The sequence below is a fragment of the Dyadobacter soli genome, from assembly GCF_900101885.1.
In the GTDB taxonomy this organism is placed as follows: Bacteria; Bacteroidota; Bacteroidia; order Cytophagales; family Spirosomataceae; genus Dyadobacter; species Dyadobacter soli.
This window is the reverse complement of record NZ_FNAN01000008.1, coordinates 176,944-202,736: the sequence shown is the minus strand read 5'-3', so window position 1 is coordinate 202,736 and position 25,793 is coordinate 176,944. Positions and strand designations below refer to the sequence as shown.

The 25,793-nt window shown below is 50.7% G+C and carries 20 protein-coding genes; 8 read left to right on the top strand and 12 right to left on the bottom strand.

All coding sequences use genetic code 11. From position 1 onward, the window contains the following. The first annotated feature begins 125 nt into the window (after positions 1-125). Positions 126-2,246 carry an ATP-dependent DNA helicase RecG gene (gene recG, locus BLQ88_RS14530; RefSeq protein WP_090151153.1) on the top strand — a complete coding sequence of 707 codons (2,121 nt, stop codon included), beginning with the start codon at positions 126-128 and terminating at the stop codon, positions 2,244-2,246. 3 nt (positions 2,247-2,249) lie between these two features. On the opposite strand, the gene BLQ88_RS14525 is transcribed toward recG, so the two are convergent. From BLQ88_RS14525 to BLQ88_RS14485, 9 genes are all read right to left on the bottom strand, one after another. Then, positions 2,250-3,593, bottom strand: a complete 1,344-nt coding sequence (locus tag BLQ88_RS14525) for an FGGY-family carbohydrate kinase (protein ID WP_090151150.1) — start codon at positions 3,591-3,593, stop codon at positions 2,250-2,252. Between the two features lie 127 nt (positions 3,594-3,720). Then, positions 3,721-4,416 carry a GDSL-type esterase/lipase family protein gene (locus tag BLQ88_RS14520; RefSeq protein WP_090151147.1) on the bottom strand — a complete coding sequence of 232 codons (696 nt, stop codon included), beginning with the start codon at positions 4,414-4,416 and terminating at the stop codon, positions 3,721-3,723. 76 nt (positions 4,417-4,492) lie between these two features. Next, complete coding sequence (locus BLQ88_RS14515) at positions 4,493-5,170, bottom strand: outer membrane beta-barrel protein (protein ID WP_090151145.1); 678 nt, start codon at positions 5,168-5,170, stop codon at positions 4,493-4,495. A gap of 8 nt (positions 5,171-5,178) precedes the next feature. Beyond that, complete coding sequence (locus BLQ88_RS14510; protein ID WP_143016850.1) at positions 5,179-5,832, bottom strand: hypothetical protein; 654 nt, start codon at positions 5,830-5,832, stop codon at positions 5,179-5,181. A 148-nt stretch (positions 5,833-5,980) separates the two neighbouring features. Continuing rightward, the gene (locus BLQ88_RS14505; protein ID WP_090151140.1) at positions 5,981-7,294 is read right to left on the bottom strand and encodes a TolC family protein; all 1,314 of its coding nucleotides are present in this window, start codon (positions 7,292-7,294) and stop codon (positions 5,981-5,983) included. A 20-nt stretch (positions 7,295-7,314) separates the two neighbouring features. Beyond that, positions 7,315-7,977, bottom strand: coding sequence for an ABC transporter ATP-binding protein (locus BLQ88_RS14500; RefSeq protein WP_090151138.1), 663 nt, complete (start codon positions 7,975-7,977; stop codon positions 7,315-7,317). 235 nt (positions 7,978-8,212) lie between these two features. Then, positions 8,213-10,621, bottom strand: coding sequence for an ABC transporter permease (locus tag BLQ88_RS14495; RefSeq protein ID WP_090151135.1), 2,409 nt, complete (start codon positions 10,619-10,621; stop codon positions 8,213-8,215). 6 nt (positions 10,622-10,627) lie between these two features. Further along, positions 10,628-11,518 carry a winged helix-turn-helix domain-containing protein gene (locus BLQ88_RS14490; protein WP_090151131.1) on the bottom strand — a complete coding sequence of 297 codons (891 nt, stop codon included), beginning with the start codon at positions 11,516-11,518 and terminating at the stop codon, positions 10,628-10,630. 34 nt (positions 11,519-11,552) lie between these two features. Next, positions 11,553-12,005 (bottom strand): hypothetical protein, encoded by a 453-nt coding sequence (locus tag BLQ88_RS14485; protein WP_090151128.1) that lies wholly within the window; start codon positions 12,003-12,005, stop codon positions 11,553-11,555. A 228-nt stretch (positions 12,006-12,233) separates the two neighbouring features. Between BLQ88_RS14485 and BLQ88_RS14480 the strand changes: the two genes are divergently transcribed. The 3 genes from BLQ88_RS14480 to BLQ88_RS14470 all read left to right on the top strand — a co-directional run bounded on the left by BLQ88_RS14480 (position 12,234) and on the right by BLQ88_RS14470 (position 14,111). Next, entirely contained in the window at positions 12,234-13,478 is a 1,245-nt protein-coding gene (locus BLQ88_RS14480; protein WP_090151125.1) for an MFS transporter, read from the top strand. 64 nt (positions 13,479-13,542) lie between these two features. Further along, a complete protein-coding gene (locus tag BLQ88_RS14475; protein WP_090151122.1) occupies positions 13,543-13,773 on the top strand; it encodes a DUF433 domain-containing protein in 231 nt (76 codons plus the stop codon). After that, positions 13,770-14,111: a DUF5615 family PIN-like protein gene (locus BLQ88_RS14470; RefSeq protein ID WP_090151119.1), complete on the top strand. Its 342-nt coding sequence runs from the start codon at positions 13,770-13,772 to the stop codon at positions 14,109-14,111. The genes BLQ88_RS14475 and BLQ88_RS14470 overlap by 4 nt, the downstream gene beginning before the upstream one ends. On the opposite strand, the gene BLQ88_RS14465 is transcribed toward BLQ88_RS14470, so the two are convergent. Together BLQ88_RS14465 and BLQ88_RS14460 are read right to left on the bottom strand one after the other, a co-directional pair. Further along, positions 14,112-16,514: an ABC transporter permease gene (locus BLQ88_RS14465; protein ID WP_090151116.1), complete on the bottom strand. Its 2,403-nt coding sequence runs from the start codon at positions 16,512-16,514 to the stop codon at positions 14,112-14,114. Positions 16,515-16,929: 415 nt separating this feature from the next. Then, complete coding sequence (locus tag BLQ88_RS14460; RefSeq protein WP_090151113.1) at positions 16,930-19,326, bottom strand: ABC transporter permease; 2,397 nt, start codon at positions 19,324-19,326, stop codon at positions 16,930-16,932. A 273-nt stretch (positions 19,327-19,599) separates the two neighbouring features. Between BLQ88_RS14460 and BLQ88_RS14455 the strand changes: the two genes are divergently transcribed. Continuing rightward, complete coding sequence (locus BLQ88_RS14455; RefSeq protein WP_090151108.1) at positions 19,600-21,084, top strand: glycine--tRNA ligase; 1,485 nt, start codon at positions 19,600-19,602, stop codon at positions 21,082-21,084. A gap of 87 nt (positions 21,085-21,171) precedes the next feature. Here the strand turns inward: BLQ88_RS14455 and BLQ88_RS14450 are convergent, their stop codons facing one another. Further along, on the bottom strand, positions 21,172-21,429 hold the full coding sequence (locus BLQ88_RS14450; RefSeq protein WP_090151104.1) for a helix-turn-helix domain-containing protein: 258 nt from the start codon (positions 21,427-21,429) through the stop codon (positions 21,172-21,174). Positions 21,430-21,917: 488 nt separating this feature from the next. Between BLQ88_RS14450 and BLQ88_RS14445 the strand changes: the two genes are divergently transcribed. The 3 genes from BLQ88_RS14445 to BLQ88_RS14435 all read left to right on the top strand — a co-directional run bounded on the left by BLQ88_RS14445 (position 21,918) and on the right by BLQ88_RS14435 (position 25,691). Further along, positions 21,918-22,130: a hypothetical protein gene (locus BLQ88_RS14445; RefSeq protein WP_090151101.1), complete on the top strand. Its 213-nt coding sequence runs from the start codon at positions 21,918-21,920 to the stop codon at positions 22,128-22,130. Between the two features lie 82 nt (positions 22,131-22,212). Further along, the gene (locus BLQ88_RS14440) at positions 22,213-23,424 is read left to right on the top strand and encodes an HlyD family secretion protein (RefSeq protein ID WP_090151098.1); all 1,212 of its coding nucleotides are present in this window, start codon (positions 22,213-22,215) and stop codon (positions 23,422-23,424) included. A gap of 116 nt (positions 23,425-23,540) precedes the next feature. Next, positions 23,541-25,691, top strand: a complete 2,151-nt coding sequence (locus tag BLQ88_RS14435) for a peptidase domain-containing ABC transporter (protein ID WP_229212697.1) — start codon at positions 23,541-23,543, stop codon at positions 25,689-25,691. Positions 25,692-25,793: the final 102 nt, after the last annotated feature.

Genomic DNA, 25,793 nt, shown 5'->3' with positions numbered 1-25,793 from the left:
GCATTCGGAAGTTGGGAATCAAGCGGGTTGTAGCCAAAAGCTTCGGAATAGCTACTCCGTTAACAGAGATTAACATTTGCAGCCTCCAAACCGTGTTTTTTATGATTTCGGTTTATATTTGAATAATGACTTCTGAAACAAACCCATCCGTTAGAACCCGTTTTTTCGATACCAAAATCGAATTCCTGAAAGGCGTAGGGCCGCAAAAAGCCGCCTTGCTGAACCAGGAACTGAATATTTTTACCTTCGGCGACCTTATCCAGCATTACCCTTTCCGGCACGAGGACCGCAGCGTTTTCCACAAACTCAGCGACCTGAACGAGCAAATGTCAGCGGCACAGGTAAAAGGGCGTTTGCGGGAGTTTTCGGTAATTGGAGAAGGCAGTAAAAAGCGACTCGTCGGTACATTTCAGGATGGCACGGGCTTTCTCGAACTGGTGTGGTTCCAGAGCATTACCTGGTACGAAAAATGGCTGAAACGCGGCGGGGAATACATTGTTTATGGAAATCCAGTGCAATTCGGGGGGAAATGGAGCATTACCCACCCGGAAATTGAGGTGTTGACGCCGGAGAATGCTTCTGCCGGCTACTGGCAGCCCATTTACCCGCTTACCGAAAAACTGCGCAAGAAGTTTCTCGACAGCAAGGCGATCAGCAAAATGATGCGCAGCCTGCTCGAAATCGCGCATACGCATATACGCGAGACATTGCCCGCAACGCTCGTCGAAAAATACAGGCTTGTCTCCAAAGCACAGGCACTGTGGCATTTCCACCTGCCGCAGGATAGCCGGACGCTGCACCAGGCACAGCGGCGCCTCAAATTCGAAGAGCTGTTTTACAACCAGTTCAGATTAATCAAAAACAAACTCCTCCATAAGACCGAGTACCCTGGGATGGTTTTTGATAAAACCATGCTGGTCAAAGAGTTCTACGACCAGCATTTGCCTTTTAAACTCACTGGCGCGCAGATACGCGTGCTGCATGAGATTCATGAGGACCTGAAAACCGGCAAGCAAATGAACCGTCTGCTGCAAGGCGATGTAGGCTCGGGAAAGACGATCGTGGCATTCATTACCATGCTTTTTGCATTGGATAACGATGCGCAAGCCTGCCTCATGGCGCCTACCGAAATCCTCACCGACCAGCATTACCAGGGCCTCAAAAAATTTGCAGACTTGCTCGGCGTGAACATCGCTAAACTCACGGGTTCCACGAAGAAAAAGGAACGCGAAGTCATTCACCGGGACTTGCTGAACGGTACTTTGCACATTATCGTCGGCACGCACGCATTGATCGAGGACGCGGTACAGTTCAAGAACCTGGGACTTTGCATTATCGACGAGCAGCACCGGTTCGGGGTGGCGCAGCGTGCCCGCCTTTGGGCTAAAAATCCGCGCATTAACCCGCATATGCTCGTAATGACCGCCACGCCCATCCCGCGCACGCTCGCGATGACGCTCTACGGCGATCTCGACATTTCGGCTATTAACGAGCTCCCCGCCGGACGCAAGCCCATTAAAACAGTACACCGGTTCGATAAGCACAGGCTGTCGGTATTTGGGTTTTTAAAAGAAGAAATCGCGAAAGGGCGGCAGGTTTACATGGTGTACCCGCTGATCGAAGAGTCCGAAAAAATGGATTTGAAGGACCTGATGGACGGTTATGAAAGTGTTGCGCGCGCATTTCCGGGTACTCCGCTCAGCATTGTGCACGGTAAAATGCGTTCGCAGGACAAGGATTTCGAAATGGCCCGTTTCGTGCGCGGCGAGACGAAAATCATGGTCGCGACGACCGTGATTGAAGTAGGTGTGAACGTGCCGAATGCCTCGGTAATGGTGATCGAGAATGCGGAGCGCTTCGGGCTGTCGCAATTGCACCAGCTGCGCGGCAGGGTGGGGCGCGGGGCGGAGCAGTCGTATTGTATTTTAATGACGGATTATAAGCTCAGCAAGGACACTAAGCTGCGTATCGAGACGATGTGTACTACCAACGACGGTTTCGAAATAGCGGAAGTGGATTTGCAGCTGCGAGGCCCGGGCGACATTTCGGGCACACAACAAAGCGGGCTGGTGGATTTATTAGTAGCCAATCTCGCCCAGGACGGTGAGATATTGAAGGCTGCGCGGGCGTCTGCGGAAGAAATTCTGACAGCCGATCCCGATCTGCTCCAGCCGGTTCACCATCCCATACGCAACCATCTCGAGAATCTGCGCAAGGAAGAAACCAACTGGAGTCGGATCAGTTGATCATCAAGGTTTTATTTCTCTGATTTCGTTCGCAAACTCGTACGTCTGCGGGCGCGTCACGTGTAATGCGGCACCGAGCGAAGTCGCGTACGGGAGATCCGAAACGTAAACTTTGTGGTTAGGATAGTGCCTTGCCAGCAGCTTTGTGAAAATTTCATTGCGCGCGAAACCACCGTCCACGTAAATGGCATGTACATCGTTGATATTTACCAGGTTCAGCGAAACAAACAGCAGCTCGGTAAGACCTTTCAGCAAATGGTGGTAAGCTGCTTCCGCCGAAGCAAATGCGCTGACCTGCCACTCCTGGGTGTTTGGTTCGGGGAATGGCCCGTTGCCGGTCATGCAGGCAGTGTAGAATTTTGGCGTGTCCTGTTTGAGGATTTCTTCGTCGAAGGCTACTTTTTTGTAAAAATCAGGATCTACCTTGAAGTATTCCACAATGCGCGCGACCTGGTAATCGTGCTCGCGGCCGAGAAACAGGCGTGACGCGGTAACGCCGCTGCCTTCCGGCGTAAGGTAGTTCATACAATCACGTTCGAGCTGGTAGGAAGTCAGTGGTTTTGACGCGAAAGAATTGAAATTAATACACCAGGTTCCGGTCGAAAGCAACACGAACGGCTTTTTGACGGCCATGCGGTAAGGTATCAATGCCGAAGAGCTGTCGTGCAACCCGAAACCCGATTGAATGCCCTTGTCGCCATGGCGGTAAATAAACGACGACGACGCCAGCACCGGCGCGAGTTTCTTATGAATGGCTTCTTGCTTCACCCACTCGTGGTAATCCCACATTTCGAAGCTCCATAATGCGGTGTGGCAGCCCAGCGACGTGTAATCGCTCACTTTGCGGCCCGTAAGCAGGTATAATATGTATTGCGGTAAATGCAATGTCGTGGCGATCTGGCTGTAAATCTCCGGTTTGGTATGTTTAAGCCAGTAAAGCTGCATGCCCGAGTTGAGCATTCCCATGGCCGGGGAGCCGGTTTGCAGGGAAATGCGGGTAGGGTCGCCGTAGGTGCTGTAAAATTCCTTTAAAAGTTCTTCCGGGAACGGTTTGAGATACGAATACAGCGGGGTAAGCGGGCGGTTCGCCGCGTCGAGGTGCACGAGGCTGGCACCATAGCCGGCCACATTCACCGCCTTGATGTCGAATTCCGGATTGGCCAGAAGCTCAGCCCAGCGGTCCTGCACCCATTTGGTCAACAGGTCACAATCTTCGGTAGGGAAGCCGTCTTCGTCAACTGTTTCTGGGAGGGATTCTGAAAACTCATGAACGATATCATACTTCTCGTTGAAAAGTACATACTTCTTATTGGTCCTGCCAATATCAAAAACCGCTGTTACTTTCATTACTGGAATATCACTTTTTTACCCGGAAATGTATTTTTTCGGTCAATATAGTGACTTTACGTTAAAACCAATACCCTTATCTGTTCTTTTAAAATCTTTGTAAAAAACCGTAAAGTGCAGGATACTTTCAGACTGATTTTTCCAGTATCGGGCGGAACACTTTCGTCCATCTTTTGTAACCTTCCTCGTTCATATGCAGGCTGTCGCTCACGAAGATAGCGCCGTCGGGGCGGCCGTTTTTGAGCATTACCGGCCACACGTCGATGTAATGGTGGTTCTTGTCTTTTTTAATGTAATCCTGAATGAGTTTGTTGGCTTTGATCACATCCTCGCGCTTCGCCCACCGCGACGGCGAAGGTTTGAGCGACACGCCGTAGAGCTGCACGTCGGGCTGCTGCGCGCGGAGCTTCTGCACGAGCGTCACATACGCATCACGTACCTGCTCGGGCGACTTCGGTTTTTTGCCGAACATATCGTTCTCGCAATAAATCACGATCGTCTTCGGCTTGTATTTCGAAATCGCGCGGTCGGAGTAGTGGATCACTTCCGGTAATGTAGAGCCGCCGAAGCCGCGGTTAATAATCGGCAGCGGGGCGAGATCGTTCACCGCATTTTGCCATTTGGTAAATGAAGAGCTGCCGGTGAACACTATTCCGCCCGGCGCGGGCATTTGCTCGGCATCCTTTTTCTCGAATTCCTTAATGGCATTTTCGGAACGGGTCACATCGTAATCCGGCTCCCACGGGCCGGCGAGGTTGGTACTTTGTGGTTTATGGCAAGCGCTGAACGCAGCGAAAAGGACAATCAGAAGGTGTTTTTTCATTACAAACAAAAAGTGGATATGGCCTTAAAAGCCATATCCACGGGGATTTTAATGATAGACTTGCGGATTTTGGATATTAATCCTTGAAAAAATAACGAAGTCCCACGCCGACAGACGGGAAATTGAAAGTGGGTGAGAGCTGATATTTCAATCCGTTGTTATCGGCTCCCTCGCCGGTTCTGCGGTATTCCGAACGTCCGAATGTGTAGGCGAGGTAAACAGGATTTGAGAATGCCAGCGAGGCGGTCAGCCACCAACGGTCGTTCAGGGCATAGTAGGCGCCGGCGCTCAGGTCGAGCGATGCAGCAATTTCATTAGTTTTATACACGTATAAATTGTCTCCGTCGCCGCCTGTCGATCTGCCATAAGCATATTTCAGGGAGACGCCTGGCCCGCCGAAAATCCCAAATTTATCGCCGAAGTGTTTGTAAAAGCTCCAACGATAACCTGTACCGATCACGAAGGCGTTAACACCCGATAGGGTAGTTGTATCAGTGTTACCCGGGATGTTTTGTTTTGCCCCAATCATATTACTGAATACCGACCACACACCTGCCCGGGTGTTGGTTTTGAACTTGCCGAGGCCGAGGTTGATGCCATAGCCATAGTTGTTCGAATTCTTTCCTGTTGCGGGACTATATGAATTGAAATTCGTGGAAACACCACCTGAGATGAATCGCTTGCCTTCCAGCTGGGCCAATGCGGCCGTTGCCGGGCATAAAATCAGAATAAGTATATAGTAAATGGCTTTCATGGCTGATTTTAGTTAGATTTTTGAAGATACCACGCCGCCCGGACGCCGAAATAGCTGCCGATGCCCGATGTAATACCGGCGTTGAAATTGAATCCCTCCGATTTTTCAAAATTGGAGTATCCCACGTTCAGCGAAAGCAATTGCAAATCCGTTTCGAGTGCGAATCTGGGAGAAATCCGGTAACTGATACCCGGGAAAACATACAGCCCCGCCTCGTAACCATTGTTCTTTTCCGTGAAGTCATCTACTTCTTTGACGGACCATATGTATGCCCCTTCCACGCCAGTTTGCAAGAAAAGCGCCCATTTGGGATTGAGCGTTTTGTAATGCCTGATAAAAGGCGATAACCGCAGGGAGTAGGTGTTGTCGGCAAAGTGATTGAGCGGGCCGGATCCCTCGATTTTCGAATTCGAAAGTCCAATCGTTGACGTAAGCCGCAAACCAAACATCCGGTTGTCTTTGATCAGCCATCCCGCCTGGATCGATGGAGACACAGAATGATTACCGTTTTTGTAATCGGTAGAATTCCCTTTTGTATGCGTTTCCGTTCCTTCCGCACTGATCGTCGCCCCCCAATGGGCTGTTCCTTTCTCAAACTGCGCCTCCGCAGTCCCTGCCAGTAACATCAGCCCTGGCAGTAACAATAGAAGAGTTTTTTTCATGGTCCATTAAATTAGTTCGCACCTAATTTACACACCATAATGTAACCACCTAATTATTTAGGTTTATTTAACAAAAAGAGGCAGCCAATGCGCCTGGCTGCCTCTAAGAATTACCGATACCAAATTTAACCTAACAATCTTTCATATCTTAAAACACCCCTTCCCAGTTTCCCTGGCGGAAGTATTGTAACAATCTCTGTTGCATCAGGTAATCATATTTTGCCTGAATCGCAATGCCTTGTGCCTGTGCGAGGTTCGCTTTGGAAAGCGTGTATTCGAAAATGCTCGACACCCCTGCATTGAACTTGCTTTCCACTACGGCGAATGCCGCTGTCAGCGATTCCACCTGTCCTTCGGCCGCGGCATGTTTGTCGGCCATGGCGCTTAGGTTTAGTACCGCTGTTTCGATCGCCTGGCGGAGTTGTTGATTGGTAATGTCAAGCGTATTTTGTGCCTGGCGTTCCTGCACTTTGGCCAGTTCGACGCGTGGCCGGGTTACCCACCGGCCCATGATCGGGATGTTCAGGCCGAGGTTAATGGAGCCGTTCCGGGTCGCATTCAACTGGTTGAAATAGTCGAGGTTACGGTTGGTCGACGCGTAGAATGCCCGCACATTGGTGCTCAGATCCAGCGACGGATAATTCAGCGCTTTGATCGACTTTACGAGGTACTTGTAACTCTGGCGGTTCAGCTCCGCGCTGCGGATTTCGGGGAATGATTTCGAAGCATTCTCGTACAATTCCATTGCATTGGCGGCAGCAGGCGCAATGTTTTCCTTCGGCAGCAGCGGTTCGAACTCGACATTATCGTCGGGCGTGATGTTCATCCGCTGGAACAATGCGAGGCGCGCCGTACGGTAATTGCTAAGAGCCGTTACCTGTAAGTATTTGTCATTGGAAAACTGTGCTTTAATCTCCGCGAGAAGGTTGTTGCCTGCGGTTCCGGCATCCACCTGTTTCTGTACCTTATCCACTTGCTGCTGTGAGGAGGCAAGTTGCTGGTCGGCCGCTTCGAGCAATGCCTTGGTTGCGAGCACATTTACATAACCCTGCATGAGCAGGATCGTTTGCGCATTCAGCACGGCAACGCGGTTTTCCATCGCCGACTCTTTGAGCAATGTCCCCTGGCGTGCCTGGTTTGCAAGCCGGCCCGCCTGGTAAACAGGCACCTGGAATCCCGTGCTCACCGAGTTATAGGTATAAAGCTGATCGATATACTCGTTGGTGTACTGGTCGATGCTGCGACCCAGGTTAAGACTCTGGTTGGCGGAAATATAGATCTGCGGGAGAATTTGTGACTTTGTCTGCCGGAGCTGCGCCTGCGCTGCCTCCGCCTGCAATGTCCCTTGCTGGTAAATCAGGTTGTTTTTGGCCAGCAGGTCCACGCACTCGGCGAGGCTCAGCTTGTTTTGTGCCTGCCCGAGTAAAGGCAGGAGGCATAAAAGTAAAATAATGCGTTTCATGGCTAATAGATTGAGTTAGGTCACGCCAGCCATCCGTCCTTCAACCGTACGATCCGGTTGCCGTAACCCGCATTCAATTCCGAGTGGGTTACCTGTACGATGGTGACTTTGTCTTCCTGGTTAAGTTTCTGAAATAATTCCATGATCTCGATCGCCTGCTCCGAGTGCAGGTTACCGGTCGGTTCGTCGGCGAAAATCACTTTCGGGTTGTGTACGATCGCCCGGGCAACGCCCACCAGCTGTTGCTGACCACCTGAAAGCTGGTGCGGGAACAAATCCTTTTTGGCCACCATATTGAATCGGTCGAGTAGTTCCGCGACGCGGCTCTTGCGCTCCGACGACGAGGTGCCCTTGTACAAAAGTGGTGTTTCGATGTTTTCATAAACCGTCAGCTCGTCGATCAGGTGATAGGCCTGGAACACGAAACCGATGTGGTGACGGTGCAATTCGGTGCGTTTCTTTTCGGAGAGTTTCTGAACAGGCTCGTCCAGGAACAGATACTCGCCTTCGGACGGCTCTTCAAGCAAACCTAATATATGTAGCAGGGTGGATTTACCGGAGCCCGACGGGCCCATGATCGATATAAACTCACCTTCTTTAATGTTCAAATCAATGTGGCGCAGCACGTAAGTTTTGCCAAAACCTGCCGGGTAATATTTGGATATCTTTTCTAACTGGATCATAAAAAATTTGGAGTTTGAGATTTGGTATGTAATTACGGACAACCTGTTTTAAAAACAAATGCTTACATCCGCCTCTCTTATGCCAGTCCTATTTTAAAAAGCCTTGCCAAAAGTATAATGTATTGATTTTTAGTGTGTTTAATATTGATAACTAAATGAGCGCGTCCGATACCGTACAAAATGTGTACGCAATCGGACGCGCGCCGGACATGCGTTCAAGCGTGCGAAAAGGAGCCTATTCCGAGCGTAAAACCGTCACCGGATCGGCCATTGCCGCCCTTAAAGCCTGTGTAAAAACGGTCAGTAATGCGAGGATCAGGGCCATGGCGCCCGAGCCGGCGTACACCCACCACGGCAGGCCCGTATGGTAGGCAAAATGAGCCAGCCACGAATGCATCAGGTAATGCCCGGCAATGGAGGCGATGAGAATAGCCGTGAAAATGATGCGGACGAAATTCCTGGAAAAGCCGATGGCAATGTCATAACCGGTGGCGCCCAGCACGACCCGGATGCCCGTTTCGCGCCTGCGCTGCGCGATGGCGAGGTGCGACAGACCGAACAATCCCAGACCGCAGATAATGACCGCCACGATGGTCGCTATGGTGACGATCTGTTGCCATCGAAGCTCTGTCGCGTAGGCGCTGGCGTTGGCGTCGTGCAGGAAGGTGTATTCAAAAACGGCGCCGGGTAACGCTTTCCTGAAAGTACTTTCAAGTTTGCTAATGGCGTAATGCTCGCGGTTTTGCGCGATTTTAACCCACAATTCACCACCGCCATAATGCGTGCTCATCGGCATGATCATTGGCCCGATGCGTTCTTTCAGTGAATTGAAATGAAAATCGCCGACGACGCCGAGAATAGTGAAGCTTTGCTTGCCGAAATAGTCGTCAGGCATTAATGTCTTGCCGACAGGATCAGAAATCCCGGCTTTTTTGACGAAAGCCTCATTGACCAATACACCGAAAGTTTTGTCCGATGCAAAGGCGCGCGAGAAGTTGCGGCCTTGCGTGAGCTTCATTTCCAACATCGGAAGATAATCCGCATCGACCGTACGCACATTTGCCAAGAGTTTTTGCCCCTTCACCACAACATCACGGTTCCCAAATTCACCTGCGAGGGAAATCGCCCCGAATGCAGGATCGCCGGCCAGCTCGTTTTGGAAACGATGATGTACCTGCTGAACATCCCGCACTCCCTGAATGGCGATTTTAACGATCTGGTCGGGATTGTAGCCCAGGTTTTTGGACCTGATAAAATGCATTTGCCTGTAAAACACCACGCTGGCAATGCCCAGCAGCACCGCCATTGCAAACTGGAAGACCATCAGCACATTCCCTGCCGGATTTCTGCCTGCGAGGCGGATTTTAGAATACAGGGTTTCAACCGGCGTTAACCTGGAAATCAACCATGCCGGATAGAGCGCCGCGCAAGCAATGTTAGTCACGAAAATGAATACAAGCCAGCCCATGAGGTTGGGGCTCCACAGTTGCGTAAGTGCTATTTGTTTTTGGGATAATTGATTAAATGCAGGCATTAATAAAATAACCAGCATGATTGCAAGTACCATCGCAATGCCGACCAGAATGGCCGATTCGCCTAGAAATTGAACGATAATTGCGCCTTTGCTGCTGCCGGTAGCCTTGCGTATGCCCACTTCCTTCGCCCGCTTCATCGAGGAAGCGATGTGAATGTTGACGAAATTGATGCTCGCCATCAGTAAAATGAAGCCTGCTATCCCGATGAAAATGTATGCGTAAACGGGCCTGCTCGTGTTCACAATGCCGGACTCGCCATTCTGGTTGGGGATGGCCTGTGTGTTCAGGTGAATGTCGGTCATGCCTTGCAAGCCATATGTGATGACCGAAGCCTCGGGATGGTCTTTTCGCTGGGTTTGGGACAATGCCGCTGCAATGCGGTTGAACTTCCGCACTACCTGGCCCGGGTCGGCGTTAGGGCGCAGCACGACGAATGTCCCCAGATACGCATTCAGCCAGCTTGTGTCATCGAACGAGACCTTCATGAACTCGAATGGAAAGAGGATATCGAACTGCACCGAAGAGTTTGCGGGAGGATCTTCCGCTATGCCTGTGACGACCAGCGGCTTCCCGATGCGCATTGCAGACGGGTCGGCGTCCATATGCAGGAGCTCGCCGACGACATCCGTCCGGTTGAAGAATTTCAGGGCCGTGCGCCGGGTAATGACCACCGAATTGACGTTTTGCAATGCCGTACGGCCATCGCCATGCAGCAGCGGGAAGGTGAAGACCTTGAAAAACGAGCTGTCCACAAACAGCAGCTGCAATTTGAATGCATTGTGCCCATGCCGCACATCACCGTAAATGTCCCCGCCCATCACACGCGCATAATGCGTGATCTCGGGCATGCGCGCCTGGAACGCCGGGCCTTGCACCTGTCCCGTGCCGCCGCTGGCAATCAACTCGCCGCGCTCGCGGTAGGTGCTGGTGATGCGGTAAAGATTGGGATTGTTGTCATGAAACCAGTCGAAGCTGCGTTCGTCGGTGAGGTAAATGGCGGCGAAAAGCATACAAGCCGTGCCGACGGCCAGACCGGTGACGTTGATAACCGCATACAGCCGTCCCTGCCAGAGCTGACGCGCTGCTATTTTCAGAAATGTTTTGAACATGGATTTTTAGGAATGAACTTCCATTTTGTAGCCTACGCCGTGAATAGCGGTGATTTTGATGTGCGGGTCGGCTGCCAGCATTTTACGGAGCCGCGAAACAAATACATCCACGCTCCGCCCGACCGTAACACCCTCATCCTCCCAAACGGACTTCAAAATAGCGTCCCTTTCCAGTACCTGGTTGATATTCCGGACAAACAATGCAAGCAATTTGGCCTCGCGGAATGTCAACGTCTGGTTCGTTTCACTGTTATAAAGCGTCTGATTGGCGGTATCCAGCCAGGAATTACCGAATGCAACCCTATGCAAGGCGGGGGCTTCCCGCGGCTCGGTTTCCGGCTTTCTTTTATGCCGTGACCTCGTCCAGGCAACGAAACCGAGCCCGGCCAAAGTGCCGCCTAACGAAATCAGAAGCCAGGTATTACCGGCTGCTTTCGGCTTCGGAGCCGCCGGATCGAAGCGGATTTGCAGCGTATAGCAACCCTCCGCACGCGAGCGACCGCCGCACGGAATGCCGCCGGGCTGTTTCAGGTCGAAAAACTGGTATCCGAGCTTTATTTCGCCGGTCCGGCAATCCAGCACGGTGACGGTATAGGGGCGGTCGATATGGTACGCGTCGAAAGATTGCTGCAAGGTTTCCGGCAGTTTATCATAATCGAACATCCGCCTCATGGGTACCGAAAAGGTATGGGCGTCCGTCTGCCTCACCGGCGGGATCTCCGAAAGCGAATCGCCATTGGCACGCAGCAGGATATCGACCGTACGCCTGAGCGACAGGTTCACATTTTCAGAGAAACGCACTGCGTCGCTATTGGCAACTGCAACGCCCGAAAGCGCTGCACACAAGCCGGTAAGCAATGTTAATACCCTGAAAGTTGCTTTGATATACCTTTTCATACAGCCTGGAACCAATGATCAAATTTAATGATTTTCAGCAATTGTCTTTCTTTGACTTTACACCAAAAAACCACTGGAATTGCGGCAGGATTTGCGTTTTTTTAACCGTGATAACCTTTCTGCCCGCGGCATTCCGGGGCTCGGTGGGATCGATAATGATCTGATCGCCTGGCTCGGCCCATTTCAGGATGTCGGCGATTTCCCACTGCTGTACTGCGAAGTTGTGGGAGTAGCCCTCGGCGTTAATGATCCGTCCGTGACGTTTCAGGTAAATATGGAACGGGACCAGGGATTTGCGGTCCGAACCACCTTTTGCAAGCGAGATAACGCCGCGCACCACGTGGCTGAACTGCGCCGTGTTGACCTCCGTTCCATTCAGCAGCAGGGTGCTTTCGTAGGAGTCGGTCGTTTCCGGCAATGCAACTGAGGCCTGCAAGGTAAAAAACAGCCATGCGGCAAGGGTAATTCTGATGGTTTGCGATTTCATAAGGCATGGTTTTGGGTGATGAAAAGAACCTTGTTCAAAAATACCCGGGTGCCTTTTGACCCTTTGCATTGCCGCTGTAAAACATTGTAAACGAAATGTAAAAGATTGGTTTTGGCATTTAACCGGTGTTTTATTGAATAGAAACGGGTAATCGAATTAATTTTCAGTTAAAACAGAACATTATCGGAGATTTCGGTTGTTCACTTTTCATAACTCCCAAACACTCACTTGAAAACAGTAGCATCCAACGATCCGTACGCAGCACTCCGCTATTCTGATTTCCGGTTTTTTGTATCCAATTCCTTTCTTTTTTCCGCCACGATTCGCATTCAGGAAGTGATCGTAGGCTATGAACTGTACAAAACCACGCACGACCCACTCGCATTGGGCCTCGTGGGACTTGCAGAGGCGATTCCGTTCATTATTACGTCGTTGTTTGGCGGCTACGTGGCCGATCAGAAGAACAAGATTACCATCATGCACATTAGCCTGGTGGTGATTCTGCTGGGTTCGGGAATACTCTATACCGCTTTTCAGCCGGGCGTTTACAATAAACTGTCGGAGATGCAGCATTTGGCGGTTATTTATGCTGTTTTTGGAATAATCGGTTTTGCAAAAGGCTTTTACTCACCTGCGGCAAGCTCGCTGAAACCTTTCCTCGTACCGCGGACGATTTATCATAACTCGTCTACTTGGAGCAGTTCCTTTTCGCAGGCCGGCGCCATTATCGGCCCGGCGGCTGCGGGCTTCATGTATGCTTACATGGGCCTTACCCACACATTACTAATTGTGATCGTCAACTTCCTGGTCTGCTGGGTATTACTGGGTATGGTCAAGACGCGTCCCGAGTTCCCGAAGATTGTGACGCCGATGATGGAAAGCCTGAAAGAAGGTTTCAAATTCGTCTTCAAAACCCGCATTGTGCTGTACGCTATGACGTTGGATTTGTTCTCGGTGCTTTTCGGAGGTGTAATCGCATTGCTACCCATTTTTGCGGAAGATATACTGAAAGTCGGGCCGGAAGGGCTTGGCCTGCTCCGCGCCGCGCCGTCCATCGGTTCCATGCTGACCATGTTCGCAATGGCTTACTTCCCGCCCACACATAATGCATGGCGCAATATGCTCGTAGCCGTGGCCGGTTTCGGGGTCTTTACGCTCGTTTTCGCCGCATCCACCAATTTCATGCTCTCCTGCGGCGCCCTTTTTGCCACCGGCGTGTTCGACAGCGTAAGCGTCATCATCCGGCAAACCATCCTGCAAATCTACCCACCCGACGAAATGCGCGGCCGCGTAGCCGCCGTCAACGGCATGTTCGTAAGCTCCTCGAACGAACTCGGCGCCTTCGAATCCGGCGTCATGGCCAAAGCCTTCGGCACCGTCCCCTCCGTCATGATGGGCGGCGTGCTGACGCTCGTCGTCGTCACCTGGGTGTATCTGCGTTCGAAGGATTTGTTTTCGGTTAGGTTGAGTTAGCCATTGAACTGGTGAATGCAGGGAGAAATCGCTATTTTTGTTAATCAACAAATTCCATACCGCTATGTATATATACAAGAACATCGTGACGCTGGAACCTGGTAAACGAAGCGGTAAACCGTGTATCAGGGGCATGCGCATCACAGTTGAGGATATTTTGCGCTGGCTGGCTTCGGGAATGTCTTTTGAAGAAATTTTAGAGGATTTTCCGGAGCTGACGAGAGAAGATATTACAGTAGCTTTGGAGTTTTCTGCGGATCAACTGAAAAGAACGCTTTATGATGTAGCTGCATGAAAGTGCTGATCGATCAGAATATCTCACAACGTATTTTGCCATCCTTGGCACATCAATTTGATATTTTGAAACACGTAAGGCACCTGGACCTTACTGACGCTGAGGATTACGACATTTTTATGTTCGCCCGTAATAACGGTTATCAGGCAATCATTACAGCAGACGAAGATTTTATAAAGCTTATCAATCAATTTTCCGAACCTCCTAAAATTGTCTGGATCAGAACGGGCAATTGTTCCACCCGAGTACTTTCTGCATTACTTAGAGAGAAGGTTCAAATGATCAGGGAATTTATTAGCGATGACGATTTCGATATTTATGAAATCTTCAAGTCCTAATCAATCACCCTTCAAACTCTTCACCGGATCCGTCACCGCCGCCTTGTAAGTCTGCGCACATACAAGCACGGTAATCATCACCGCGAACACCATCACAATTCCTGCGAAAACCTCCCACCCAATTTCGACACGGTAGGCATAGGTTTTCAACCATTGATTTCCCAACAGAATCGCTAGCGGAAACGCAACCAGGATAGCCGCGACGAGGATTGCCAGAAATTCTTTCAAAAACAGCATTACCACATGCAAACTGGTAGCGCCCAGCACTTTCCGGATTCCTACTTCGCGTGTGCGGCGGGCGACATTGAGGGAAACCATGCCCAGAATGCCTAACAGCACGATGACTATGGAGAGAAACGTAGCCACACGCGCGGCTTTTTTCAGTTGTATTTCAGATTGATATAATTTTTGAAGGGTTGCATCTATAAACACATATTCAAAAGGCGCGTCCTGCATGAGCTCGCGCCATTTTTGCTGGATGGCGGCCATGGAATTGCCAATGTTGCCGGGGTTGAGGCGGATGCTCAGGTAACGGTAGAAGTTGGTGCCTCGCACGTCCGCGAATACGAGTGGTTTGATGGACTGATGCATTGATTCGAAGTGGAAGTCCTGCGCTACGCCGACAATCGTCAAAGGTTTTGGATAAAAATGCACGCGGACCTGCTGCCCTAATGCTTCGTGCGCACTCGCGTATCCGAGCGATCGGAGAGCCGTTTCGTTCATCACAATGCGGTCGGGCTGGTAGGCGGTGTTCGGGGATTGAAGAAATTCGCCCGCGATCAGTTTCATGTTGTAAGTACTGGCATAGGCAACATCCGTACGCAACAGCGTGGCCTGGACAGCTTCCGTGGAATCCTGCCCGGGCTTATAAAATGCGCTGCCGCCTCCGTTTCCATTGGGGATTTCATACGAAAGCGAAATGTTTTTCACCTCTTTGAGCCGGGCGAGGTTATCGCGTACCTGTTCCATTTTCGCCAGTCCGTCAGGCGTCCAGTCGCGGGGGACGCCGAGGGTAACCACTGATTCTTTATTGTAACCCAGGTTTTTGTTGAAAAAATAGTCCACCTGCCGCGCTACAATGCGGGCCCCTGCAAATACAAACAATGCAATCACAAACTGGACGGCAATGAGCGAGCGCCGGAAAAGGACGTTGTCCCTGACCGATTTCAGTTTCCCTTTCATCGACTCCACCGACGGTATCCGCGAGAGTACCAGGGCAGGGTACAGGCCGGCCAGCAATCCGACGAGCATGGCAATGGATAGCGGAACGAACACCGCATAAGTGTTCAGCGACCACAGTGAGGCAACTTTTTTACCTAAAACATCACTGAAAACCGGTCGCAGTAACTCGTATACCCCCAGTGAAATGACCATCGCCAGAAGTGCAAGCAAGACAGATTCAGCCAGGAACTGCCCGATCAACTGCCGTTTCAGGCTACCCAGCACTTTGCGGACGCCTATTTCTTTCAGCCGGGACGAGGAGCTGCCAATCGAGATGTTCACAAAATTGACGACTGCCATTACCAAAATGAACAGGGTAATGCCCGAAAGCGTCAGGATCATTTTGTTGACGACACCATCGTTCGCCTCGCGATAGTATTCGCTGAGCGGTGTCAGGTACGGTTTGAGATTGGCCTTGATGGCCTCCGGTGCATTCGATGCGATCTCCTGCGCCATCGGCTTGGCGAGGTCGGCGGGCGTTACGCCGTCTTTCAACTCAATGTAAGTGACCATAATCGGAAAGTTCCAATTGTCTTCCGAGCCCTTCCGACCTTCCAGACTGCTGAACGGAAAGAAGATCTCCGCTTCGGTATTCAGCAAATGGGTAACGGAATTGAACGGCGGGTTTTTGATGACCGCGGTGATTTGGTACTCCTGCTTGCCGCCCATGAAATTATGCAGCGTGAGCGACTCGCCTACCACATCCGTCTGGCCGAAATATTTCATCGCCTTATTTTCGGTGATCACGATCGAGTTAGGCGCATTCAGTGCGGTTTGCGCGTGGCCGTGCAGGAGCGGGAAGCCGTACATCGCCAGCAGCGTAGAATCGCCTGTCTGCACGTCCTCCCTGAAATGCTTGTCGCCGTGCGATACGGCGACGGTAATGGCATCGTAGCGATAGTAGTTGGCGACCAGGTTAGGATAATCCGTTTTCAATGCTTTCCCAAGCGGACCAAGGGTCGTCAGGTCGAGGCCCATGTTTGGGTTAGTCCACTTGCTGCGGATAATGCACTGGTTTTTCGCATTAGCGAGGTGGCTGTTGACCTGCCATTCACCCCAGATGTAGCTCATCATCAGGAACGAAAACGTCATCCCGACAGTGAGCCCGAGGATCGTCACCAACGCGTAAAAGCGGCGTTTCAACAAATTACGCCAGGCGATTTTAAAGTAGTTTTTCAGCATGTTTCAAAATTAACATGCTGGGCGTCAGGTGGGTTTTGTTTAACTTTTTTTAACAGGGAGGGAAAGGGAGGAAGGGAAGAATGGGAGGAAGGGAGAAAAGGGAGGAAAGGGAGGATGGGGTGGAAGGGAGGATGTCGGAAAGGAGTAAGGGGCACAAGAAATGCCGTTAGGCATGTAATATTGGTAGCAAAATTGTAGCAGTCAAGTGTTCAAATGCCCTTGGGCATGTAACAACAACGCCAACGCAAACGTGTGATATGTTGTTACATCCCTGACGGGATTTTTCGGATTGCTGGTGATTTGCATTACTACCAACGTTACATCGTTACGCGATTCGCGATAAAAGTGATTCCCGTAAGGAGGAATGGAGGAAGGCGAAAATTCCGTCCCCTTCCTCCATCCTTCCTTTCCTCCCTCACTCCGCCCTCAACGCCTTCACCGGGTTGGTCAGTGCCGATTTCAATGCTTGCGAGCTGACGGTTGCCAACGCGATCACGATGGCGATGATGCCGGCCAGGGCGAAGATCCACCAGGATAGTGTTTCGCGGTATTCGAAGTTTTCCAGCCATTTGTTCATGGAGTAGACGGCAATGGGCGTCCCTATGACAATCGCAATGAGCACCAGCTTAATAAAATCTTTGGAAAGCATCAGCACCACATTCTGGACGCTGGCGCCGAGCACTTTGCGTACGCCGATTTCTTTCGTGCGCGCTTCGGCAGCGAATGCAGCCAGGCCGAAAAGGCCGAGGCAGGCGATGACGATGGCCAGTACCGCGAATGCCAGCAGCACATTGCCCTGGCGTTGCTCCGCCTGGTATTGTTTGGCAAAATTTTCATCCAGGAACTGGAATTCCGGGCGTGCTTCGGCGTCGAAAGTTTTGTATACCTGGCTGATATACGCGAGCGCTTCGGGGGTTTTGGCGGCGTTGATGCGCACATACATATTGTCCTGTTCTGTCGGCGGAGCGAACTGGATGACCAGCGGCTCGATCTTATGTTGCAGCGAATAAATGTGAAAATCGTTGGTCACACCTACAATGGTCAGCTCCGTTACATTGCCGTCCTTGTCCGCAGGATAACGCATTCTCTTGCCGATGGGGTTTGTCCAGCCTTGTTTTTTAACCAATGCTTCGTTCACCAGCACGGAACCGGCCAGGTCAGCGGGGGAATTTTTGATAAAATCACGGCCTTGCAGCAGTTTGATCTCCATCGTCCGCAGGTAATCGGCGTCGGCCATGAAACGCTGGGTCATTTGGGTGGTCGAAGGGATTTCGCCATTGCTGGTTTCAATGAGCAAACCGGTAGAGCCTATAAAATTGTTGCCGATGGGGTTACTTGCAGCTGCGGAGCTTTCGATCAGCGGATTCTGGCCAAGTTTCTCTTTCAACGCGCCTACCTGCGTTCTTACTTCGCTTTTGTCGATATGAAAAGTCAGGACCTGGTCTTTGTTGAAACCTAAATCTTTCTGATTGACATACCGGATCTGCCGGTACACAATACCCGAGCAGGCGATCATCACCACCGTGGCTGCAAACTGGAACACCACCAGCGATTGCCGGAAACCCGCGCCGCCTGTCTGGCTGCCCAGCTGGCCTTTCAATGCGATAACCGGCCGGTACCCCGAGAGCATTAATGCAGGATACAACCCGCTGAGCAGCCCGATCAGCAGCAGGAATGCCACCGCGATGGCAATAGTGGCGATGTTGTTGTCATGAAAATCCAGGCTCAACGATTTTTCTGCAAGCCGGTTGAAAAATGGTAATGCGGCACTCGCTAAAAGAAATCCTACAAAACCTGCCAGTATCGTCATCATAAATGACTCGGTCAGGAACTGCCCGATGAGCTGGAAACGCTGCGATCCGATGGCCTTGCGCACGCCTACCTCGCGCACCCGTTTGAGCGAGCGGGCGGTGTAGAGGTTCATATAATTAATGCAGGCAATGACCAGGATGAGCAATGCAATGGCGGAGAAAATGTAAACCGTTTTGATATTGCCGTTCGTGCTGAACTCGAAACCCAGATGCGAATGCAGGTGAATGGACGTCAGCGGTTGCAGGTTCATACGATAATCGGCATCACCCATCTCTTTTTTGAGGTATTTGGTATAAAAAGCAGGGAATTTCGCTTCGAGCTTACGGGCATCTGTGCCTTCCTTCAAGAGGAGATAAGTATAAATATCGCCGTCCTGCCAGCCGCCGGTAAAGTCGGGAGGTAGTGACCTCAATGCGCTGAAAACCAGGTGAGAGTTGGTAGGAACGTCTTCGATTACGCCGGTTACGACATTCGGGAAATTATTGGAGAAGAACACGGTTTGTCCCATTGCCTTTGCCGCGTCCCCGAATATGCGGGTAGCCAGGGTCTTGGTCAGCACGATCTTCTGTGGCTCGCGCAATGCGGTTTTAGGATCACCATACAGAAATGAATAGGAGAAAATGTCGAAAACGGAGGCGTCGGTAAAAAAGACGTCGTAGGCATCGACTTGCTTCTCGCCAAACCGGATTTTGCCGCCGCCCTCGGCGCTGATGCGCACGGCTTTTTCGATCTCAGGATATTCATTTTGCAATGCCGGCGAGAATGGCGCGGAGGTGGATGCCAGATTAAAACTGCCAGTGGCCCATTCGGATTGCTGCGTAACGCGGTAAATGCGGTCGGCTTTGGTGTGGAAGCGGTCGTAGCTGAGTTCGTCGGCCACATACAGCACCATGAGCCACACGGCGGCGATGCCGATGCCGAGGCCCAGGATATTCAGCGCGCTGAACAACCGCTGCTTGCGGAAGTTCCTGATCGATATTTTGAGGTAGTTGAATAGCATAAGTCAAGGTTTGTTAGTCAGTGCTATTACACGAATAAATTATATGCCAATCGTGTTTTTTGTTGATTATTAATGATTTACACTTAAAAATAGCCGTTTTGCTGTTCGCTAACGGACAACCCTGTTCAGCGGCGCACGCGATTTAAAGAAAAATTAACGCCGGATTTCCCGCCGGGTACCAATGCGCAATGCCGTCAAAATCCCTAATTTTGCCAAATTCATGATTTTGATGGATTTAATAGTCTTTTTTCTTATTGATTTTAAACGAATAGAATGAGCCAGGCACCTGCTACCTCTCTGCAAGACATTGTTGGGCACGCGAAGGAATACGGTTTTGTATTCCCTTCTTCCGAAATATATGATGGATTACAAGCCGTTTACGATTATGGTCAGAACGGCGTCGAATTGAAAAACAACCTGAAAGCGGCCTGGTGGAAGGCTATGACGCAGTTGAACGACAATATTGTCGGTATCGATGCGGCGATTTTCATGCATCCGCTCACGTGGAAGGCATCCGGCCATGTCGATGGTTTTAACGATCCGATGATCGATAACAAGGATTCCAAGAAACGCTACCGCGCCGACCAGCTTCTGGAAGGCAAGGCAGAACAATATGAAAAGGATGGCGAGCCAGAAAAAGCGAAAGCGTTGCTCGCTGAAATGGGCCGCTTGCTCAGCGCCGAAGACCTGAACGGGGTTCGCGAGCTGATCATCGCGGAAGGGATCAAATGCCAGGTGTCGGGCACGAGCAACTGGACGGAGGTTCGTCAGTTCAACCTCATGTTCAGCACGCAGGTAGGATCGGTGGCCGAAGATACCAGCATGATTTACCTCCGTCCTGAAACCGCGCAGGGTATTTTTGTCAACTTCCTGAACGTGCAGAAAAGCGGCCGTATGAAGGTGCCTTTCGGTATCGCACAGATCGGTAAGGCATTCCGTAATGAGATCGTGGCGCGCCAGTTTATCTTCCGTATGCGCGAATTCGAACAAATGGAAATGCAATTCTTCGTTCGCCCCGGCACCGAAGAAGAGTGGTATAACAAATGGAAAGAGGCGCGGTTGAAGTTCCACAAGGCGATAGGACTACCTGCCGAGAAATTGAAATACCACGACCACGAAAAGCTTGCGCATTATGCGAAGGCGGCTGTCGATATCGAATTCGAATTCCCGTTCGGTTTCCGCGAGATCGAAGGTATCCACTCCCGTTCGGATTTCGATTTGCGCAACCATCAGGAGCTTTCGAAGAAAAAACAACAATACTTCGACGCCGACCTCGACGAGAACGGCAAGCCATACGGTAACTACATTCCCTACGTGGTGGAAACATCCGTGGGCGCCGACCGTCTGTTCCTCGCGACTTTCTGCAATGCTTATACCGTGGAATCGGTAGGCGAGGGCGACGCTGCGAAAGAGCGTACATTCCTGAAACTACACCCTGCATTGGCGCCATTCAAGGCGGCGGTGTTGCCGTTGGTTAAAAAGGATGGTTTGGCTGAAAAAGCACAGGCGTTGGCTAGCTCTCTGAAATCGTCATTCCGTACGGTTTACGACGACAATGCGGCGATCGGCAAACGTTATACCCGGCAGGACCTGATCGGAACGCCGTTCTGTATCGTGGTGGATTACCAGACTATGGAAGACGACACCGTAACCATCCGCCACCGCGACTCAATGGAGCAGGAACGTGTTCATATCAATGAGTTAAAGGAGAAAATTGGTTATCAGGTGGCTATCGAGCGGATTCTCGAAGTGATCTGAGCTGATTAATTTTGAATGATTGAATGACCGAATGACCGAATAGTTTTTTATTCAATCATTCAATCATTCAATCATTCAATCATTCAATCATTTGCCGGCATGCAGCCTCACCAGGTCCTCCGCATTGCCGTTCAGCAAATCTACCGAGTCTACTTCGAGGATCTGGGCAATCTGCACCAGGCGTTCGAGCGTAATGCGCGTGTACGCGAGTTCGATCTTACTGTACGCGTTCTGCGAAATGCCAAGCTTCATGGCGAGGTAGTCCTGAGTATAATCGCGGTACTCCCTGATCTTCCTGATATTTGTCGCCACTGCCCGCATTTTAGCCTCTATCGTGTTGCTCATGAAATGAATATATAAGTGTGTAGCAGGTTAATTATTTAAAACATACGCATCAAACGGACCGGACCGATTACTTGTAAACTGAAATCGGGGAGTATGCCGAACTACTTTCTCCGATTGTAGACTAAATCGACACAAGCGTTTCCCCATTGTCTTGCTTTGATTTTCGACCGGACATTCCGACCATCTCATTCACCGGTATTTTTGCCAAATCGAGGTCACAACGCCTCTGCGACGCCGCGTTCCGTGCCGTCATATTCGTGCCCGTTGTATATGGAACCGCGCGCATGATACGAATCGCTTCTGCGTTCGGATTACTTCACTTTACTCTTCTGAGTTGTATTTTATTCCTGTTAGTTGTTTGATTGTCAATTCATTGTGCCGCCAATGGCATAGTGCTTTAACAAACGTCACCGAACCTCAACGTTCAAGCAGGGGACGCTGAAAACCTGAAAAAGAGTAGGCTATGTTTCAATTAAATTTTTTGCATTATGAAACTCCAAGAATTGAATGCACAAGAAATGAGAGAAATCAATGGTGGTTTGTTGGGCCTTGGCGGCGACTCGTCGTCGACAGGCGGAATTACCGGCGCGCTGGGATTGAATTTCAGCAATGAGTCGAAAGACGAAGACGGATCCTGGGAGAAAACCAGCTTCGGTCTTGGCCTTGACCTGGGCGCCATTTTGAATTCTATCACAGAATAGAACTGAATTCAGATATAAGAGCGGGAACGGCACGGCTGTTCCCGCTTTTTGAGCATTACAGCCCCACCAGAACGATCACACTATGAACAATCCTCAGCCAGACAAAAACAGGATATTCCCCCCGGAAATTCTGGAATACACCGCCGATTACCACTTTCACAAGCATCACACGCGCTCAGGGGTGGTGTACCGGGTCATGATCCTGATGACGATCATCGCATTCATCGGCCTGTTCGTCATTGCCGTGGATGTGAGCGTGAAAAGTACCGGCATTATCCGCGCCACCGACGACCGGAATGAAATCAAAGCATTGGTCAGCGGCCGCCTCGACTCGGTTTTCGTCTCCGAAAACCAGCGGGTACGCAAGGGGCAGACATTATTGAAAATCGAAGCCGGCATTCTGCGCGAACAAAACCAGCTTGTAAAAGCTCAGAAGGACGACTACCTCAACCAGATCAAAGACCTTAATATTCTCCTCCATTTAAGCCGCACCAACAATTGGAGTAAAAAGCCGGGGCTCGCGAGCGGGCTGTACAAACAGGACTTTGCATTGTTCTGGCAACGTATCAACGACGCCAAAACGACCCTGGCGACGGTCGAGAAAGATTTCGAACGAAGCAAAAAACTCCACGAGGTAAAGGCGATCTCCGAAGCAGAGTATGACCGCGCGGTATTGCTGCACAGCTCTGCTACCAGCCGCATCAAAACGATTATGGAGGAGGAAGAAGCCCGTTGGGAAGCCGCGCTTACCCAATTGCGCATGAAAACCCGCGAGTTGGAATCACAGGACCAGCAGTACTTGCGCGAAAAGGATTTCTATGAGGTGAAAGCGCCGATCAGCGGCACGATCCAGCAACTGAAAGGTTTACAGCCCGGGAGTATTGTTACGGCCAACGAGCTATTGGCCGAGATATCACCTGATGAGGCCATGGTGGCCGAAATGTACGTGCTACCGAAAGACATCGGGCTCATTCACCCCGGCACGAAGACGCGCTTGCAGGTAGATGCATACAATTACAACCAATGGGGCCTCGTAACCGGAAAGGTTATTTCGATTTCCAACGACGTGTATACCAATGGGAAAGAACCGCCATTCTTCAAAGTCCGCTGTAAACTGGACAAAAACACGCTGACACTCAAAAACGGTTACGTCGGAAAATTGAAAAAGGGTATGACGCTGCAAGCGCGTTTCCTCGTAACCGAACGCACATTATTCCAGCTGCTCTACGACAAAGCCGACGACTGGCTGAACCCGAATCTCATCGCCACTACCGACACACCACCGCTGAACTGAGTCCTATGAAAAACCCGGTACTCCATCGAATAGCAGCCGCCATATCACATTTTTGGGCTGTATTAATGCGAAAACTGCCGTTTTTAAACGGCAGGGGAAACCTGCGATCGGTGATCATGAAGCAGCATGACTTCACCGACTGCGGCGCCACTTGCCTGGCGTCGGCGGCCGCATTCTATAAGCTTACGATTCCCGTCGCACGCATCCGTCAATACGCTTCCACCGATAAAAAGGGCACGAATGTGCTGGGGCTCATCGAGGCTGCAACCAAGTTGGGTTTTAATGCAAAAGGCGTAAAAGCCGACCTCGAACAGCTCCCGCACGTACCCGTACCCGTGATCGCACACGTAATTATCAAGGGCATTCTGCATCATTATGTGGTGGTATACCGCGTGAATGCGAGCATGGTAGAGGTGATGGACCCGGCACGGGGCGAACTGATCGAGATGTCGCATGAAGAGTTCCGGAGCATCTGGACGGGCGTACTGATCCTCGTGCAGCCAGGAGATTCGTTTATGGAGGGTGATGAAAAGATTTCTGTTACCAAACGGTTTTGGTACCTGCTCATGCCGCACCGGTCGACATTGCTACAAGTGTTGCTCGGGGCGATCATTTACACGATACTTGGCCTTTCGACCTCCATTTTCCTGCAAAAAATAGTGGATAATGTGTTGCCGGAAGGTAATCGCAACCTGCTTAACCTGATGGGCGTGGTAATGATCGGTATCCTGCTGTTCAGGGTGGTGATCAATCATGCCAAAAGCATTTTAACCATTAAAACCGGCCAGCAGATCGACGCGCGGCTGATTTTGGGCTACTATAAACATTTGCTCCGCCTACCGCAGCAGTTTTTCGACAATATGCGTGTCGGGGAGATTATTTCACGGATCAACGATGCGGTGAAGATCAGGGTGTTTATCAATGATGTGCTCATCGGGTTTGCGGTGAATATATTCATCCTGCTGTTTTCGTTCGCGCTCATGTTTACATATTACTGGAAGCTTGCGCTGATCATGCTCGGCGTGGTGCCGTTGTACGCGGTGATTTATTACTTCTCCAATCGCATGAACAAAGCCACGCAGCGGAAATTGATGGAAAGCTCGGCGGAGCTGGAAGCGCAACTCGTGGAATCGATCCATTCGGTGAGTACGATTAAGCGGTTCGGGCTGGAAGATTTTACCAATATGCGTACAGAAACGCGGTTTGTAGGTATGCTGCGTTCGGTCTACGAATCCAATACCAATTCCCTGTGGATCGGTGATTTCAGCGGTTTTGTTTCCAGCGCATTCACGATTGTGCTGCTCTGGGCAGGGTCGGTTTTTGTTTTGCATAACATTATTACACCTGGTGAACTGCTCTCATTTTACGCTATCATCGGCTATTTCACCGGGCCCGTAGCGAGCCTGATCGGTATGAACAAGATTATCCAGGACGCGTCCATCGCCGCCGACAGGCTTTTTGAAATCATGGATATCGAGCGCGAATCTTATGAGAACAAGGCGGTGATGACGCCGGATATGATCGGGGATATTCATTTCAAAAACGTGCATTTCCGTTACGGCACGCGGGTAACAGTGTTCGAAGGGCTGGACTTGACGATCCCAAAAGGTAAAATTACGGCTGTCGTCGGAGAGAGCGGTTCGGGTAAAACGACATTGCTCGCATTGCTTCAAAATATTTACAGTATTGAAAAAGGCAACATTCACATCGGCGGTTTTGATATTAAATACCTTACTAATGACAGCCTGCGACAAATGGTAGGGGCTGTGCCGCAAGATGTGCATTTGTTTGCGGGTAATGTGATCAACAACATCGCGGTAGGGGAGTTTGAGCCGGATATGAAGAAGATCATCGCTATTTGCCAGGAGCTGGATATCATGAAATTCATCGAAAACCTGCCCAATGGCTTCAATACTTACATTGGCGAGAATGGTACCAGTCTCTCGGGCGGGCAGCGCCAGCGCCTCGCGATCGCCCGCGCGCTCTACCGCGACCCCGAGATATTGATCCTCGATGAAGCAACGTCCTCGCTCGATTCACGATCGGAGCAGCATATCCAGCTGGCGGTACAGGCATTGCGCAAGCGGCAGAAGACGATTATCCTCATCGCCCACCGGTTGAGTACCGTGATGAATGCGGATAAAATCGTGGTTTTGGAACAGGGAAAACTCATCGAAGAGGGAAGCCATAAGAAGCTGATGTCGAAGAAGGGCAAGTATCACGGCATGTGGACGCAGCAGTTTCCTTCGCTGGAAAGCGTAAACTGACGGCGTGCCATTCGGTCAATGATCGGGCTGGTAAATCATTATTGGTAGCTATAATGCCGATTATTTAGTAACTACGCGGCTTTTAGACACCAACCTCACGGG

What these genes read in the sequence shown, in the direction of transcription:
- recG (WP_090151153.1), top strand. Translation starts at nt 126, where the DNA reads ATGACTTCTGAAACAAACCCATCCGTTAGAACCCGTTTTTTCGATACC.
- BLQ88_RS14525 (WP_090151150.1), bottom strand. Translation starts at nt 3,593, where the DNA reads ATGAAAGTAACAGCGGTTTTTGATATTGGCAGGACCAATAAGAAGTAT.
- BLQ88_RS14520 (WP_090151147.1), bottom strand. Translation starts at nt 4,416, where the DNA reads ATGAAAAAACACCTTCTGATTGTCCTTTTCGCTGCGTTCAGCGCTTGC.
- BLQ88_RS14515 (WP_090151145.1), bottom strand. Translation starts at nt 5,170, where the DNA reads ATGAAAGCCATTTACTATATACTTATTCTGATTTTATGCCCGGCAACG.
- BLQ88_RS14510 (WP_143016850.1), bottom strand. Translation starts at nt 5,832, where the DNA reads ATGAAAAAAACTCTTCTATTGTTACTGCCAGGGCTGATGTTACTGGCA.
- BLQ88_RS14505 (WP_090151140.1), bottom strand. Translation starts at nt 7,294, where the DNA reads ATGAAACGCATTATTTTACTTTTATGCCTCCTGCCTTTACTCGGGCAG.
- BLQ88_RS14500 (WP_090151138.1), bottom strand. Translation starts at nt 7,977, where the DNA reads ATGATCCAGTTAGAAAAGATATCCAAATATTACCCGGCAGGTTTTGGC.
- BLQ88_RS14495 (WP_090151135.1), bottom strand. Translation starts at nt 10,621, where the DNA reads ATGTTCAAAACATTTCTGAAAATAGCAGCGCGTCAGCTCTGGCAGGGA.
- BLQ88_RS14490 (WP_090151131.1), bottom strand. Translation starts at nt 11,518, where the DNA reads ATGAAAAGGTATATCAAAGCAACTTTCAGGGTATTAACATTGCTTACC.
- BLQ88_RS14485 (WP_090151128.1), bottom strand. Translation starts at nt 12,005, where the DNA reads ATGAAATCGCAAACCATCAGAATTACCCTTGCCGCATGGCTGTTTTTT.
- BLQ88_RS14475 (WP_090151122.1), top strand. Translation starts at nt 13,543, where the DNA reads ATGTATATATACAAGAACATCGTGACGCTGGAACCTGGTAAACGAAGC.
- BLQ88_RS14470 (WP_090151119.1), top strand. Translation starts at nt 13,770, where the DNA reads ATGAAAGTGCTGATCGATCAGAATATCTCACAACGTATTTTGCCATCC.
- BLQ88_RS14465 (WP_090151116.1), bottom strand. Translation starts at nt 16,514, where the DNA reads ATGCTGAAAAACTACTTTAAAATCGCCTGGCGTAATTTGTTGAAACGC.
- BLQ88_RS14460 (WP_090151113.1), bottom strand. Translation starts at nt 19,326, where the DNA reads ATGCTATTCAACTACCTCAAAATATCGATCAGGAACTTCCGCAAGCAG.
- BLQ88_RS14455 (WP_090151108.1), top strand. Translation starts at nt 19,600, where the DNA reads ATGAGCCAGGCACCTGCTACCTCTCTGCAAGACATTGTTGGGCACGCG.
- BLQ88_RS14450 (WP_090151104.1), bottom strand. Translation starts at nt 21,429, where the DNA reads ATGAGCAACACGATAGAGGCTAAAATGCGGGCAGTGGCGACAAATATC.
- BLQ88_RS14445 (WP_090151101.1), top strand. Translation starts at nt 21,918, where the DNA reads ATGAAACTCCAAGAATTGAATGCACAAGAAATGAGAGAAATCAATGGT.
- BLQ88_RS14440 (WP_090151098.1), top strand. Translation starts at nt 22,213, where the DNA reads ATGAACAATCCTCAGCCAGACAAAAACAGGATATTCCCCCCGGAAATT.
- BLQ88_RS14435 (WP_229212697.1), top strand. Translation starts at nt 23,541, where the DNA reads ATGAAGCAGCATGACTTCACCGACTGCGGCGCCACTTGCCTGGCGTCG.